This window comes from Enterobacter sp. C6, from assembly GCF_008122455.1.
Taxonomy (GTDB): domain Bacteria; phylum Pseudomonadota; class Gammaproteobacteria; order Enterobacterales; family Enterobacteriaceae; genus Enterobacter; species Enterobacter pseudoroggenkampii.
In genome coordinates this window covers 1-14,177 of sequence record NZ_QPFW01000210.1, presented here as the reverse complement: position 1 = coordinate 14,177, position 14,177 = coordinate 1, and the positions used below count along the sequence as shown (strand labels likewise).

Annotated in this window: 13 protein-coding genes; 8 read left to right on the top strand and 5 right to left on the bottom strand. The window is 57.3% G+C overall.

Going from position 1 to position 14,177, the window contains the following annotated elements; genetic code table 11:
• Positions 1-29: 29 nt before the first annotated feature.
• Positions 30-803 (bottom strand): zinc transporter ZupT, encoded by a 774-nt coding sequence (zupT, locus tag DOU50_RS10285; protein WP_024906487.1) that lies wholly within the window; start codon positions 801-803, stop codon positions 30-32.
• 196 nt (positions 804-999) lie between these two features.
• Between zupT and ygiD the strand changes: the two genes are divergently transcribed.
• Positions 1,000-1,788: a 4,5-DOPA dioxygenase extradiol gene (gene ygiD / locus DOU50_RS10280; protein WP_148769318.1), complete on the top strand. Its 789-nt coding sequence runs from the start codon at positions 1,000-1,002 to the stop codon at positions 1,786-1,788.
• Between the two features lie 93 nt (positions 1,789-1,881).
• Here ygiD and DOU50_RS10275 read toward each other — a convergent pair whose 3' ends face one another.
• The 3 genes from DOU50_RS10275 to tolC form a co-directional block, all read right to left on the bottom strand.
• Positions 1,882-3,042 (bottom strand): glutathionylspermidine synthase family protein, encoded by a 1,161-nt coding sequence (locus DOU50_RS10275; protein ID WP_148769317.1) that lies wholly within the window; start codon positions 3,040-3,042, stop codon positions 1,882-1,884.
• A 2-nt stretch (positions 3,043-3,044) separates the two neighbouring features.
• Positions 3,045-3,713, bottom strand: a complete 669-nt coding sequence (locus DOU50_RS10270) for a DUF1190 family protein (RefSeq protein WP_023309204.1) — start codon at positions 3,711-3,713, stop codon at positions 3,045-3,047.
• Between the two features lie 190 nt (positions 3,714-3,903).
• Positions 3,904-5,391: an outer membrane channel protein TolC gene (gene tolC / locus DOU50_RS10265; RefSeq protein WP_024906491.1), complete on the bottom strand. Its 1,488-nt coding sequence runs from the start codon at positions 5,389-5,391 to the stop codon at positions 3,904-3,906.
• A gap of 204 nt (positions 5,392-5,595) precedes the next feature.
• Here tolC and nudF point away from each other — a divergent pair, with 204 nt between their 5' ends.
• From nudF to parE, 5 genes are read left to right on the top strand one after another with little or no spacing between them, the layout of a single operon-like run.
• Positions 5,596-6,228: an ADP-ribose diphosphatase gene (gene nudF, locus DOU50_RS10260; RefSeq protein ID WP_024906492.1), complete on the top strand. Its 633-nt coding sequence runs from the start codon at positions 5,596-5,598 to the stop codon at positions 6,226-6,228.
• Entirely contained in the window at positions 6,225-6,647 is a 423-nt protein-coding gene (locus tag DOU50_RS10255) for a DUF1249 family protein (RefSeq protein WP_148769316.1), read from the top strand. Before nudF ends, DOU50_RS10255 begins: the two co-directional genes overlap by 4 nt.
• Before the next feature lie 27 nt (positions 6,648-6,674).
• A complete protein-coding gene (gene cpdA, locus DOU50_RS10250; protein ID WP_024906493.1) occupies positions 6,675-7,502 on the top strand; it encodes a 3',5'-cyclic-AMP phosphodiesterase in 828 nt (275 codons plus the stop codon).
• Positions 7,502-8,083: an esterase YqiA gene (gene yqiA, locus DOU50_RS10245; protein ID WP_008502976.1), complete on the top strand. Its 582-nt coding sequence runs from the start codon at positions 7,502-7,504 to the stop codon at positions 8,081-8,083. Before cpdA ends, yqiA begins: the two co-directional genes overlap by 1 nt.
• A gap of 28 nt (positions 8,084-8,111) precedes the next feature.
• Positions 8,112-10,004 carry a DNA topoisomerase IV subunit B gene (gene parE, locus DOU50_RS10240; protein ID WP_024906494.1) on the top strand — a complete coding sequence of 631 codons (1,893 nt, stop codon included), beginning with the start codon at positions 8,112-8,114 and terminating at the stop codon, positions 10,002-10,004.
• An 83-nt stretch (positions 10,005-10,087) separates the two neighbouring features.
• Here the strand turns inward: parE and DOU50_RS10235 are convergent, their stop codons facing one another.
• Positions 10,088-12,229, bottom strand: coding sequence for a TonB-dependent siderophore receptor (locus tag DOU50_RS10235; RefSeq protein WP_148769315.1), 2,142 nt, complete (start codon positions 12,227-12,229; stop codon positions 10,088-10,090).
• 382 nt (positions 12,230-12,611) lie between these two features.
• Between DOU50_RS10235 and DOU50_RS10230 the strand changes: the two genes are divergently transcribed.
• Together DOU50_RS10230 and DOU50_RS10225 are read left to right on the top strand one after the other, a co-directional pair.
• Positions 12,612-13,424, top strand: coding sequence for an ABC transporter ATP-binding protein (locus tag DOU50_RS10230; RefSeq protein ID WP_148769314.1), 813 nt, complete (start codon positions 12,612-12,614; stop codon positions 13,422-13,424).
• Positions 13,421-14,177, top strand: a 757-nt coding sequence (locus tag DOU50_RS10225) for a FecCD family ABC transporter permease (RefSeq protein WP_148769313.1), incomplete at its 3' end; no start/stop codon positions are given. The genes DOU50_RS10230 and DOU50_RS10225, both read left to right, overlap by 4 nt.

Here is a 14,177-nt window from a genome sequence, read left to right as displayed (position 1 = left end):
TAAAAACGCCGGGATATCCCGGCGTTTTTTTACCCGATTCCTGCGGTCTGCAGCAGAACCAGGCTTAATCCCATCACCGACATTCCGCACAGCACGCCATAGCTGGGGTTGTTGTTAGGATCTATCTCCTTCGCCAGCGGCATCAGTTCATCCACCGAAAGTGCAACCATGATCCCGGCTACCGCTGCCATAATCGCCGCCATCACTACCGGAGAGACCAGGCTACCAAGGATCAGCCAGGCCAGCACGCCGCCAAGGATTTCGGCCATCCCGGAAATACCTGCCCAGAACACTGCGGTGCGTTTCGAGCCCGTGGCGGCATAGACCGGTCCGGCGACGGCCAGTCCTTCAGGAATATTGTGTAAGGCCACCGCCAGTGCGATGCCAAAGCCCATTTCCAGATTGCTGCTGGCCGTCACGTAGGTGGCGACCCCTTCCGGGAAATTATGCAGGCTGATGCCCAGCGTCAGCAGAACCGCCGTTCGCTTAATATTCCGCGGCATGGGCGTTACGTTTTTCTGCATTAAATCCTGCGGATGCGCGTGCGGCAGCATCCGGTCGAGGGCAAAGTACCCCAGCAGGCCAAAAACAAACATGCCGTAACCCAGCAGCGGAGACATGCCTTCTGTGCCCAGCGCGGCAGGCAGCATCTCCATCAGGGAGATGAGCAGCATGATCCCGGCAGCAAAGCCCAGCGAGAAGGCCAGTACGCGGTTAGAGGGCTTTTGACCAAGTACGCCGAGGATCGCACCGATAAAGGTCGCAGCGCCCGCGAGTATGGTCAGGATCAAGGGGACTGACATGCATAACTCCTTGTGATAATGATTCTCATTAATATAAATGATTCATTTCTGGCAAAGCGAGGGGCGAACCCCGGCTTTACACATTCCTTACATTCAAATTTCCTGATGATGATCTTCACGCTTATCTGCGTTCATCTTTGCCGGATTGCGCGTAATGTAGCACCATTAAATTGACACCTTCTGTAAGGATATCACCATGACTTCTTCCCGTATGCCAGCCCTGTTTTTAGGTCACGGCAGCCCTATGAACGTTCTGGAAGACAACGTCTATACCCGCGTATGGCGTAGCCTGGGCGAGACGTTGCCGCGTCCAAAAGCGATTGTGGTGGTATCCGCGCACTGGTTCACCCGTGGAACGGGCGTGACCGCCATGGAAGCGCCAAAAACCATTCATGATTTTGGCGGCTTCCCGCAGGCGCTGTATGACACGCATTATCCAGCCCCCGGCTCGCCTGAGCTGGCACAAAGGCTGGTGGATCTGCTGGCGCCTGTCCCTGTAACGCTGGATAAAGAAGCCTGGGGTTTTGACCATGGCTCCTGGGGCGTGCTGATTAAAATGTATCCTGATGCGGATATCCCGATGGTGCAGCTGAGCATCGACAGCACCAAACCGGCCGCCTGGCATCTGGAGATGGGCCGCAAGCTGGCAACGCTTCGTGATGAAGGCATCATGCTGGTGGCAAGCGGCAACGTGGTGCACAACCTGCGCACGGCGCGCTGGCACGGTGAGAATACGCCTTACCCGTGGGCGACCGCTTTTAACGACTACGTTAAAGCGAACCTGACCTGGCAGGGTTCGGCTGAGGAGCATCCGCTGGTGAACTATCTGGATCATGAGGGCGGTTCGCTCTCTAACCCGACGCCGGAACACTTCCTGCCGCTGCTGTACGTGCTTGGCGCGTGGGATGGTCAGGAGCCGGTTACGATCCCGGTCGACGGGATTGAGATGGGAAGCCTGAGTATGCTGTCGGTGCAGGTGGGGTAATAAAAGCAAAACGGCAACTTCAGGTTGCCGTTTTTAGTGTGTGCACCCTCTCCCTGTGGGAGAGGGCTGGGGTGAGGGCATCAGGCCGCAGTCTTACTCCACAAAAATATGCGGATAGAACCGCGACAGATCCTGCGTGATCAGCGCGCGATCTTCGCGAATGCCAATCCCGGCTGGCTGATCGTTGATGAGCCAGCTGCCAATCAGGGTATAGCTGTCGCCAAATTTCGGCAGCTGCCAGAACTCCTGGACGATCATCCCTTCTTCGCCGTAAGGCCCTTCAACCGCTTCCAGCGTCTTGCCGTTTTCGATAATCGACACGTTCGCACCTTCGCGGGAGAAGATCGGCTTAACGACGTATTTCTCCATTTGCGGGTAATCATCTTCCGCAAAATATGCTGGCAGCAGGTTAGGGTGATTCGGGAACATCTCCCAGAGCATCGGCAGCAGGGCTTTGTTAGAGATAATGCTCTTCCAGGCCGGTTCCAGCCAGCGCACGCCAGCATCTTCCAGCTTGGTGGAGAACATCTCGCGCAGCATATACTCCCACGGGTAGAGCTTGAACAGGTTGCTGATCACCTGATCCTGCATGTCCGTGAACTGACCTTTTTCACCCAGGCCGATATCCTCGATATAGAGGAACTCGGTCGCCACTTCCGCTTCGGCAGCGCAGTCCTGCAGATACTGAACCGTGCCACGGTCTTCTTCCGTGTCGCGGCAGCAGGCGAGATGCAGCAGGTTGAAGCCAAACTGCTCGCGTAGCTCGGCGAAGCGCTCGATCAGCTTCTCCTGCAGGCTGTTGAACTGGTCGCTGCCTTCCGGCAGGTTTCCGGCATTGGCCTGGTCTTCCAGCCAGATCCACTGGAAGAACGCCGCTTCATACAGGGAAGTTGGGGTATCGGCGTTGTTTTCCAGAAGCTTCGGTTCACCTTTGCCGTCCCACGCCAGATCCAGGCGAGAGTAAAGCGAAGGCTGATTTGTTTTCCACGACTGGCGGACAAAGCTCCAGGTGTGCTTCGGAATGCGGAACTTTGCCATCAGCTCGTCGCTGTCGATGACCTTTTCCACGACCTTCAGGCACATCTGATGCAGCTCGGCCGTCACCTCTTCCAGCTTCTCAACCTGGGCCAGCGTGAGCTTGTAGTAAGCGTCTTCACACCAGTACGGCTCGCCGTACATGGTATGGAAGTTAAAACCGTACTCGGTGGCTTTTTCACGCCAGTCCGGGCGCTCGGTGATACTGACTCGTTCCATGATCAGCCGCCCATTGAGCGAGTAGAGGAGGTGCCTGTCGCGCTGCGCTGCATGCTGGTCTGCTTCGCCACCGATTCACCAAACCCGCCGCGGGTGATGGTGCTGGTCGTCGCAGGCTTCGGCGCCATTGCCGTTTTCGGTACCGTCACGGTGCGGCCAGGCGTCGCTGCGCCGTAGCCTTTGCCGCTGGCATCGGTATATTGACCGTAAGCCGGGCTGGCCGGGTTTTTCGAGCTAAACAGCGGCTGCTGCTGGTAGCCTGCACCACCGCCCATCAGGCGACCCATCATGTAGCCTGCCATCAGCGGCATCCAGAAGCTGCCGCTGGACTGCGCCTGCGCCTGATTTTCAGGTGCGGTGCCGGCCTGGGCCGGTGCCTGCTGGCACTGACCTTCACCGAATTCCGCCACGCAGTCTTCGCGTGAGGCATATTTCGGCGCGGTACGTTCTGCTTCTTTCAGCGCGCTCGTATAAGCCGTTTTACACTCGGCGGCTTTGCCGGTTGCGGCAGAGCAGTCGTCTGCGTTTTGATACAGCGAAACCGTTTCGTCATTTTTCTCACAGCCTGCCAGCATAAAGACAGCCGTGACCGCCAGCGCAACAGGGGTGAGGTGACGCGCGTTCCAGCTCTTGCGGAACGAAGCGTGATTTATAGATTTTGTCCGTTTCATCTTTGTCTTCCAGGACCCAGTGGTAATAACGCTCAGGATAGAGGATGAGTGGTTGAAAATGAAGCGAAGAGGGGCGGAATCAGGGGGATCTTTACGTTGGCTTACGTTCGGATGTGATTCAGATGCGCCCTCTCCCTGTGGGAGAGGGGCGGGGTGAGGGCATCAGGCCGCAGCAGGCCTGATGGCACTCTTAGTTACGGAACGGATTATTGCCCTTGCTGGCAGGCGCTGTGGTACGCGCGGCAGCGGGCTGTGCAGCAGGGGTGTTGCTGTTAGCGTTGAAGTTATCAACCGCGGCAACCTGGTCAGGATTCTCAGGTGCAACGCTCTCCGGAGAGGTGGAGACCGGCTTGCCCAGCGCGCTGTTCAGCATCTGCAGGTCTTGCTCGTTCAGCGTACCCAGAGCCTGCTTAATGTTCAGCTGGTTAATCAGGTACTGATAACGCGCGCTGGAGAGCTGCTGCTTCGCGTTGTACAGCGTAGTGGTCGCATCGAGCACGTCAACGATAGTACGTGTACCGACCGAGTAACCCGCTTCCATCGCGTCCAGGGAGCTCTGTGCAGACACAACGGCCTGTTTATAGGCGTTGATGCTGCTGATAGAGGCGTTCACGTTGTTGAAGGATGAACGTACGGTCTGCACCACGTTACGATGCGCGCTTTCCAGCTGCTCGCTCGCGCCAACAAAGTTGTACTGCGCCTGTTTCACCTGAGAGTTGACCTGACCGCCCTGGTACAGCGGCAGAGAGAAGCTCAGGCCCACCTTGTTCTGGCCCATATTGCTGTCATTATAACCCTGCGAATTGGCACCATTCGTTTTAGAGCCACTGTAGGTGGTGTCAGAGATGCCGGTAGAGGCGCTCAGGCTCAGGGTTGGCAGATGGCCATCCTGCGCCTGACGAATTTGCTCGCGGGCCAGGTCCTGGCTCAGACGCGCCTGCAGCAACGTCAGGTTGCGGTTTTCCGCCTCTTTCAGCAGGGCGTTAACGGCCTGCGGCTTATCCGTTTTAAAGCTGTCGACGTTCAGAGACGCCAGCTCAGGATAATAATTCCCGGTGACCTGACGCAGGGATTCCAGCGCGTTATCGAGGTTGTTACGCGCGGTCACTTCGTTGGCCAGCACGGTGTCGTACTGTGAACGGGCGTTCTGCACGTCGGTGATCGCCACCAGGCCCACGTTGAAGCGCTGGGTAGTTTGATCTAACTGGCGGTAAATCGCCTGTTTCTGCGCTTCGGTGTAGGAGAGTGCGTCAATCGCGCTCAGCACGTTGAAGTACGCCGTGGCTGTGTTCAGGATCAGCGTCTGCTGGTCGGTCTGATAGGTCACATCCTGGATGCCTGCGCTCTTTTCCTGCAGGGTCAGGGCACGCCATTTGGACATATCAAACAGCGTCTGTGTCAATTGCAGTGAGGCGCTGGTAGCATTGGAGTTAACGCCGTTAGCGTCGCGGAAACCGTTGCTGTAGGTATAATCTGCACCTAAACCTAACTGTGGCAGCAAGGGGCTACGCGCTTCGTTAATCTTTTCAAACGCAGCATCACGATCGGCCGCTGATTTACGTAAATCAGGGTTGCCCAGACGTGCCTGCTGGTAGACCTGTAACAGGTTTTCCGCCTGGCTCATTGCACTGAAGCCCGTCAGGCTCAGGCCGATAAGGATGGGGAGCAATTTCTTCATTTGCATTCCTTGTTGTGAAGCAGTATTAGCGCTGATCTAATTAAAAAATAATTGCCGATTCTAACAGAATCTTCCATACCAAAAGGTTGGCGTTACGTGCCATCTGGCGGTAATTTGCACCAATCTACCATATAGCCTTACAAACGGCAGCCAAACAGCCTTGAAATTCACAATTTCATCACCATTGCTACCAGGACTCGACTCATGCAAAAACCAGATAAGTTGCCCGTGACTTTCGCCAAAAACGATGTAGAAATTATTGCACGAGAAACGCTTTATAGCGGTTTTTTTTCAATGGATCTTTACCGTTTCAGGCATCGCCTGTTTAACGGGGAAATGAGCGGCGAAATCAGACGCGAAATTTTTGAGCGCGGGCATGCGGCAGTCTTGCTACCCTTTGACCCAGTGCGTGACGAAGTTGTGCTGGTGGAGCAGATCCGCATCGCTGCTTATGACGTCAGTGAGAGCCCGTGGCTGCTGGAGATGGTGGCCGGGATGATCGAAGAAGGCGAGTCGGTCGAGGACGTCGCCCGGCGCGAGGCGCTGGAAGAGGCGGGGCTGGTGGTCGGCCGCACAAAACCGGTGCTGAGCTACTTGGCAAGCCCGGGAGGCACCAGCGAACGCTTATCCATAATGGTGGGCGAAGTGGACGCCACGACCGCAGAAGGCATTCACGGTCTGGCTGATGAAAACGAAGATATTCGGGTTCATGTGGTAAGCCGGGAACAGGCTTACCAGTGGGTAGAAGAGGGGAAAATCGACAACGCAGCGTCTGTCATCGCCCTGCAATGGCTGCAGCTGCATTATCAGACATTACGAAACGAGTGGAAAAAATGAAGCGCTATACGCCTGACTTCCCAGAAATGATGCGCCTGTGCGAAACCAATTTCGCACAATTGCGCCGCCTGCTGCCGAAAAACGACGCACCCGGCGAAACGGTAAGCTATCAGGTGAGCAACGCGCAGTATCGATTAACGATAACAGAATCAACGCGCTACACTACGCTGGTGGAGATTGAGCAAACGGCACCCAGCATTAGCTACTGGAGCCTGCCGTCGATGACGGTACGCCTCTATCGCGACGCGATGGTCGCTGAAGTGTGTTCAAGCCAGCAGATCTTTCGCTTCAAGGCGCGGTATGATTACCCGAATAAAAAGTTGCATCAACGCGACGAAAAGCATCAAATTAACCAGTTTTTAGCCGACTGGCTAAGATATTGTTTAGCACATGGAGCAATGGCGATTCCGGTTTGTTAGCGTCATAAACCTACCTAAGGACACCATTTGGAAAGCCTGTTGAACCTGACTGTTGCTGGTGGGGCGCCAGTCAGGATATTACAAATCACCGATACCCACCTTTTTGCCGAAAAGCATGAAACGCTGCTGGGGGTGAATACCTGGGAGAGTTATCAGGCGGTACTGAGCGCCATTCACGCTGAAAACCGTGCATGCGATCTGATTGTCGCAACGGGCGATCTGGCGCAGGACCAATCTTCCGCGGCCTACCAGCATTTTGCTGAAGGCATCGCGAGCTTTAGCGTGCCTTGCGTCTGGCTGCCAGGCAACCACGATTTCCAGCCCGCCATGTACAGTTCTCTTCAGGATGCGGGTATTTCTCCGGCGAAATGTGTTTTTGCGGGTGAACAGTGGCAGATCCTGCTGCTGGACAGCCAGGTGTTTGGCGTCCCGCACGGTGAGTTAAGCGAGTTTCAGCTCGACTGGCTTGAGACCAAACTGGCTGCTGAACCGGAACGCCACACGCTGCTGTTGCTTCATCATCATCCTCTGCCGGCGGGCTGCAGCTGGCTCGATCAGCACAGTCTGCGCAACTCCGCGGCGCTGGATCGCGTGCTGGCGAAGTTCCCGCGGGTGAAAAATCTGCTGTGTGGGCATATTCACCAGGAACAGGATCTCGACTGGAACGGGCGCCGCATGCTGGCGACGCCGTCGACCTGCGTTCAGTTTAAGCCGCACTGCGCCAACTTTACGCTGGATACCATCGCGCCAGGCTGGCGCTGGCTGGAACTGCATGCCGACGGCACGCTGACCACGGAAGTCTGCCGTTTGACCGGTGCAAAATTCCGCCCGGATACCGCTTCAGAAGGCTATTGATGTCTACGCTCCTTTATCTGCACGGATTCAACAGCTCGCCACGCTCCGCAAAAGCGACACAGTTTCGCCAGTGGCTGAGCGAGCATCACCCCGACGTTGAGATGATTATCCCTCAGCTGCCGCCTTACCCGGCAGAAGCCGCGGAGATGCTGGAATCCATTGTGCTTGCGCACGGCGGCGAAACCTTCGGTGTGGTCGGTTCATCCCTGGGCGGGTATTACGCCACCTGGCTCTCGCAATGCTTTATGCTGCCCGCCGTGGTGGTTAATCCGGCGGTACGGCCATTTGAGCTGCTGCGGGACTTTCTTGGCGAAAACGAGAACCCCTACACGGGCCAGCAATATGTGCTAGAGTCACGCCATATTTACGATCTCAAAGTTATGCAGGTCGACCCGCTCGAGGCGCCGGATCTCATCTGGCTGCTGCAGCAGACGGGAGATGAAGTGCTGGATTACCGCCAGGCAGTGGCGTATTACGCCTCCTGCCGCCAGACTATAGAAGAGGGCGGAAACCATGCTTTCACGGGCTTTGAGAATCATTTCACCCAGATTGTCGATTTTCTTGGACTGCACAGCCACTGACAATCAATGCGAATTGCTAGTTTAAATCATGACGCAAACCTATAACGCTGATGCCATTGAGGTCCTCACCGGGCTTGAGCCGGTTCGCCGCCGCCCGGGGATGTACACCGATACGACGCGCCCAAACCATCTGGGCCAGGAAGTTATTGATAACAGTGTGGACGAAGCGCTGGCGGGCCATGCCAAACGCGTTGACGTCATCCTGCACGCCGATCAATCGCTGGAAGTCATTGACGACGGGCGCGGCATGCCGGTGGATATCCACCCGGAAGAGGGCGTCCCGGCCGTTGAGCTGATCCTCTGTCGTCTGCACGCGGGCGGTAAGTTCTCCAATAAAAACTACCAGTTCTCCGGCGGCCTGCACGGCGTGGGGATTTCCGTCGTCAACGCTCTGTCAAAACGCGTGGAAGTGAACGTCCGTCGCGACGGTCAGGTGTACAACATCGCGTTTGAGAACGGCGAGAAGGTGCAGGATCTGCAGATTGTCGGCACGTGCGGCAAACGCAACACCGGCACCAGCGTTCACTTCTGGCCTGACGAAAGCTTCTTCGACAGTCCGCGCTTTTCCGTTTCCCGCCTGACGCACCTGCTGAAAGCCAAAGCGGTGCTGTGCCCGGGCGTGGAAATTACCTTTAAGGATAACGTCAACAACACCGAGCAGACCTGGCGCTACGAAGATGGCCTTAATGACTATCTGTGCGAAGCGGTAAACGGCCTGCCGACGCTGCCGGAAAAACCGTTCGTCGGCAATTTCACCGGCGACACCGAAGCGGTGGACTGGGCGCTGCTGTGGCTACCGGAAGGCGGCGAGCTGCTGACCGAAAGCTACGTTAACCTGATCCCGACCATGCTGGGCGGTACCCACGTCAACGGCCTGCGTCAGGGCCTGCTGGACGCGATGCGTGAGTTCTGCGAATACCGTAACATCCTGCCGCGCGGCGTGAAGCTGTCGGCGGAAGATATCTGGGATCGCTGTGCCTACGTGCTCTCCGTGAAGATGCAGGATCCGCAGTTTGCCGGTCAGACCAAAGAGCGCCTGTCGTCACGCCAGTGCGCGGCGTTCGTTTCCGGCGTGGTGAAAGATGCGTTTACCCTGTGGCTGAACCAGAACGTTCAGGCGGCAGAAATGCTGGCTGAAATGGCGATTTCCAGCGCCCAGCGTCGTCTGCGCGCCGCCAAGAAAGTGGTGCGTAAAAAGCTGACCAGCGGCCCTGCGCTGCCGGGCAAGCTGGCGGACTGTACCGCGCAGGATCTCAACCGTACCGAACTGTTCCTTGTGGAAGGGGACTCGGCGGGCGGGTCGGCCAAGCAGGCGCGCGATCGTGAATATCAGGCGATCATGCCCCTCAAGGGTAAGATCCTGAACACCTGGGAGGTCTCGTCTGATGAAGTGCTGGCCTCGCAGGAAGTCCACGATATCTCGGTGGCGATCGGCATCGATCCGGACAGCGACGATCTGAGCCAGCTGCGCTACGGCAAGATCTGTATCCTCGCGGATGCGGACTCCGATGGTCTGCACATCGCCACGCTGCTGTGCGCGCTGTTTGTGAAGCACTTCCGCACGCTGGTGAAAAACGGTCACGTCCACGTGGCGCTGCCGCCGCTCTACCGTATCGACCTCGGCAAAGAGGTTTACTACGCGCTGACGGAAGAAGAGAAAGCGGGCGTGCTGGAACAGCTGAAGCGTAAGAAGGGCAAGCCTAACGTGCAGCGCTTTAAAGGGCTGGGCGAGATGAACCCGATGCAGCTGCGCGAAACGACGCTGGATCCGAACACGCGCCGCCTGGTGCAGCTGACGATCAGCGACGAAGACGAACAGCAGACCAACGCTATGATGGATATGCTCCTTGCCAAGAAACGTTCGGAAGACCGACGTAACTGGCTACAGGAGAAAGGCGATATGGCGGATATTGAGGCCTGATGCCCTCACCCTAACCCTCTCCCACAGGGAGAGGGAATGGATCGTAGGCCCGGTAAGCGTTAGCGCCACCGGGCTTTTTTACGTCAAAACTCCATCTTCACCGTCAGCTGCACTTCGCGCGGATCGCCAATCTGGTTACCCAGATTGTTGGTTGCGATAGATGAGGTGTAGTAAGTCTTATCAAACAGGTTCTTCACGTTCACCTGCAGCGTCACCGGATACTGCAGCTTCATCTTATACGCCGCAAACGCATCCGCCACGAAATAGCCCGGCAGATAGTAATCCGCACCGTTGGTCGCTGAGCGACGGCTTACGCCGTGCCCGCCGCCGCCCAGCGTCAGGGTATTCCCGGCAAACGCATTATGAATGTCGTAGGTCAGGAACAGGGAGCCGGTATGGCGCGGCACGTTCGGCAGCGGTTTTCCCGCATAGTCCGGGTCTTCCAGCACCTTCGCGTCGGTATAGCCATAGCTGGCGATGATATTGGTGTTCTCGGTCAGCGATCCGGCAAGATCCACCTCCACGCCCTGGGAGCGCACGCGGCCCGCCGTTTTGGCGATGGTTTCACCCCCCACGCTTTCGTTGTACAGCACGTTGCGTTTATGAATATCAAACAGCGCGATATTGGCGGTAACCCCGTCGAACAGGTCGAACTTCGCGCCCACTTCGTAAGCATTCGACGTTTCCGGCGGCAGGTCGCCGATGTAGCTCGCAATGGACGACTGCGGCATAAACGTCTGCGAGTAGTTGGCAAACAGCGAGACCGCTGGCGTGAGCTTATAGACCAGCCCCAGCTTCGGCGTCCACTGTTCGTCACGGCTGTCGGTGTTGACGTTGAACGGGCGGCCTTTGCCCGCGTACTGGGTGTAATACTGATAGCGCATCCCGGCGACGGCGATCCACTTATCGGTCAGGTACAGGGCATCCTGCGCGTACGCAGAGTAGCTTTCCTGCTTGAGCGTCTGGTCGCTGTCGGACGCCGACACGGTGGTGCATTTGTCGAGATTGCCATACGTCGGGTGATAGATATTGAAATCCTTCACGTTTTTACAGCGCATCATATCTGTGCGCAGCAGATCGTAATTCTCATACGACACGCCGGTCAGGACCTCGTTGTAAAAGCCTGCGATATCCACGTTCCCCTGCAGATCCGCACGGGTGCTGTGCATGCGCTGGGTCGAGCCCTGGGTCGCATCCACGCGGCGGGTCAGGTTGCCGGTTTTTGAATCGTAGGCCATCACGCGGGCCTGGTTATCGCTGTATTTGTCCTGGCTGTAGCTGTAGTCAAACTTCGCGGTCCACTGGCTGTTGAGGCGATATTCCGCGTTGAGCTGAGCGAGGTCGGACTGGCCGTCGGTGATGTTAAACGGCTCGTCAAAGCGGGTTTTGCGATCGACATCGACGGCCTTTTTAGTGTTGAGATCGAAGATCGTTCCGCGATCGAACGGCGTCTTATAGTCACGATGCGAATAGAGCACGGTCACGGTGGCATCGTCGCCAAACCAGGTGAGCGACGGAGCGATAAAGGTGCTGCGTTCGGTGCCGAAATTACGCCAGTAATCCTCGTCCTGATATTCGCCCGTGAGGCGATACGCCAGGCGCGTGCCGTCGATCGGGCCGGTCACATCGACCTGTCCGGTGCCGCCGCCAAAGCTGGAAGAGGTGGCAGAAATCGAGCCGCCGAAGATTTTCTCCGGGCTTTTGGTGACGACGTTGATCAGGCCGCCCGGATCGAGAATGCCGTACAGGGTCGAGGCCGGACCTTTCAGCACCTCCACGCGCTCCGTTGCGGCATTGAAGCTGCGCGGCAGTACGGTGCGCAGGCCGTTGGTCATGATGGACCCGTCGCGGTTCGCGCCAAACCCGCGGCGCACAAAGGCATCCTGCGTGCCGCCCAGGGTGTTGGTTTGCACCACGTTGCTGACGTTATAGAGCGCTTCGTCCAGCGTGGTGGCGTGCTGATCCTCCAGCACTTTATCGCTGACGGTATTCACCACCTGCGGGATATCCAGCATCGGCATGTTGGTTAACGTCGCGGTGGAGGTATTCAGCGGCTGATAGCCGTTGGTGGCTTCCGCCGCAGTATTTGGATCGGCGGTGACGGTAAGCGTTTCGCCGTCTTTAGCCGCGGTGGTGTCTGCTGCCTGCGCCAGCGGCGCCATAAACAGCAGTGAAAAGAGCGCGCGCCCTTTTACCCCAGAGAGTGAAGGTGTGAACGTAGCCATTACATCTGTTATCCCGAAATATCCCGCGAATGCGTTCGCGGCAAACTGTATGAGTCATTGCCCTTTACGGTCTGTCCGTTAGCCGGAAGTGGCGTCGGACATGTAATTGAGAATCATTCAATCATGCGGGAATGTAGTAGTAAATGGAAAAAAGAAAAAATCGACTACAGCGTTTAAACGTGCGGATAAGCGCAGAGGCATGTGAATTAACTTATTGAAATTAATGTTCTTATAAACCTTAATGCGTTCATCTTTACTCTGGGTTACCCCTGATTTATTCAAGGTGATTCTTCGCTTGACTACTACATGGCGCAGCGTCAAACTCTCAAAAGAGAATGAGTTTTATTTTTATTTGTTGGTTTTTCATTACGTTGGCGTTCACGTGGCTCACAACACACACAAACCGGGTCTGGTTCTGGAGAACCTCTCTGCGGGCTATCAGAAAAAAATCATCGTTGATGATATCTCCCTTGCCATCCCACAGCAGAAAATGACGGTGCTGGTAGGGGCGAACGGCTGTGGGAAATCCACGCTGTTGAGCACGATCGCGCGGCTGCTGCAGCCGCTGGGGGGAACCGCGCTGCTGGACGGTAAAGCCATTCATGAGCAGCCCACCAAAGCGGTCGCCCGTCAGCTTGGCATTCTCCCGCAGTCTCCGCTGCTGCCGGAAGGGTTGACCGTCTTTGAGCTTGTCTCGCGCGGGCGTTTTCCCTGGCAGAACTTTATGCGTCAGTGGAGCGACGAGGACGAACTGGCGGTGGAAGAGGCCCTGCGGCTGACCGGCACGGCAGAGTTTGCCCATATGCCGGTGGAAAGCTTGTCCGGCGGCCAGCGTCAGCGCTGCTGGATCGCCATGGCGCTGGCGCAGCAAACGCCGTATATCCTGCTTGACGAGCCGACGACGTATCTCGATCTCCGCTACCAGGTGGAGATCCTGGAGCTGCTGCACGCCCTGACCCGCCAGCACGGGCGTACGGTGGTGGTGGTGCTGCACGATCTCAACTTCGCCGTGAACTACGGCGATTCGCTGGTCTTTTTACGCCAGGGAAAAGTTGAGGGCGTATTGCATGAGGGCGATGCCTGCACGCCGGAGCTGATCAAAGCGGTGTTTGATGTGGACGTGCATATGTCCCTAAACCCGTTGACCGGCAAGCCGTTCTTTATGCCGTTTCGGCAGGGCGCTGTTCAACCATGATGCGCTCCTCTCTGGCCTTCCTGATTTTTACATTGCTGCTGGCGCTGGGCGCGATTGTGCATCTTGGCATCGGGGCGCGGTTTATTCCTCCCCGAACGGTGGTGGAGGCATTCTTCCATTTCGACCCGCGCAATTTCGACCATAACATCATCATCAGACTACGACTGCTGCGCCTCTGCGCCGCGATAGTGACGGGCGCCGCGCTCGGCGTGGCGGGCGTGCTGCTGCAGTCCGTGATCCGCAACCCGCTCGGCGAGCCGCATATTTTGGGACTCAACGCCGGGGCCGCGCTGGCGGTAGTGATTACCAGCGCGCTTGGGCTGTCGCTGCCGTTTGGTCGCCCGCTCGTTGCCGCCGCCGGTGCCGCCGCGCTGTTTTTGCTGGTGCTGATGTTTTCCTCGTCCGGTCGCACCGGACTTACTCCGATGAAGGTCACGCTGTGCGGCGTGGCGATGTCGGCATTTGCCTCGTCGATTACCGCCGCGGTGTTACTCCTCGATGAACAGACGCTGCTCGCCCTGCGCACCTGGCTGGCGGGTGATATCGCCGGGGTCAACGCGCAGATGCTTCAGAGCGCCCTGTGGGCGGCAGCAGCCGGTTTTGTTCTCGCTATCGGGCTGTCGCCCTCGCTCAACATGCTGGCGCTGGGCGACAGAATGGCGCAGGGGCTTGGCGTGTCGCTGCTGAAAACTCGCCTGCTCGCCCTGCTGGCCATCGCGCTGCTCTGCGGCGCGGCCGTCTCTGTCGCCGGGC

What these genes read in the sequence shown, in the direction of transcription:
- DOU50_RS10255 (WP_148769316.1), top strand. Translation starts at nt 6,225, where the DNA reads ATGAAGCGCTATACGCCTGACTTCCCAGAAATGATGCGCCTGTGCGAA.
- nudF (WP_024906492.1), top strand. Translation starts at nt 5,596, where the DNA reads ATGCAAAAACCAGATAAGTTGCCCGTGACTTTCGCCAAAAACGATGTA.
- zupT (WP_024906487.1), bottom strand. Translation starts at nt 803, where the DNA reads ATGTCAGTCCCCTTGATCCTGACCATACTCGCGGGCGCTGCGACCTTT.
- tolC (WP_024906491.1), bottom strand. Translation starts at nt 5,391, where the DNA reads ATGAAGAAATTGCTCCCCATCCTTATCGGCCTGAGCCTGACGGGCTTC.
- DOU50_RS10275 (WP_148769317.1), bottom strand. Translation starts at nt 3,042, where the DNA reads ATGGAACGAGTCAGTATCACCGAGCGCCCGGACTGGCGTGAAAAAGCC.
- DOU50_RS10270 (WP_023309204.1), bottom strand. Translation starts at nt 3,713, where the DNA reads ATGAAACGGACAAAATCTATAAATCACGCTTCGTTCCGCAAGAGCTGG.
- parE (WP_024906494.1), top strand. Translation starts at nt 8,112, where the DNA reads ATGACGCAAACCTATAACGCTGATGCCATTGAGGTCCTCACCGGGCTT.
- yqiA (WP_008502976.1), top strand. Translation starts at nt 7,502, where the DNA reads ATGTCTACGCTCCTTTATCTGCACGGATTCAACAGCTCGCCACGCTCC.
- ygiD (WP_148769318.1), top strand. Translation starts at nt 1,000, where the DNA reads ATGACTTCTTCCCGTATGCCAGCCCTGTTTTTAGGTCACGGCAGCCCT.
- DOU50_RS10235 (WP_148769315.1), bottom strand. Translation starts at nt 12,229, where the DNA reads ATGGCTACGTTCACACCTTCACTCTCTGGGGTAAAAGGGCGCGCGCTC.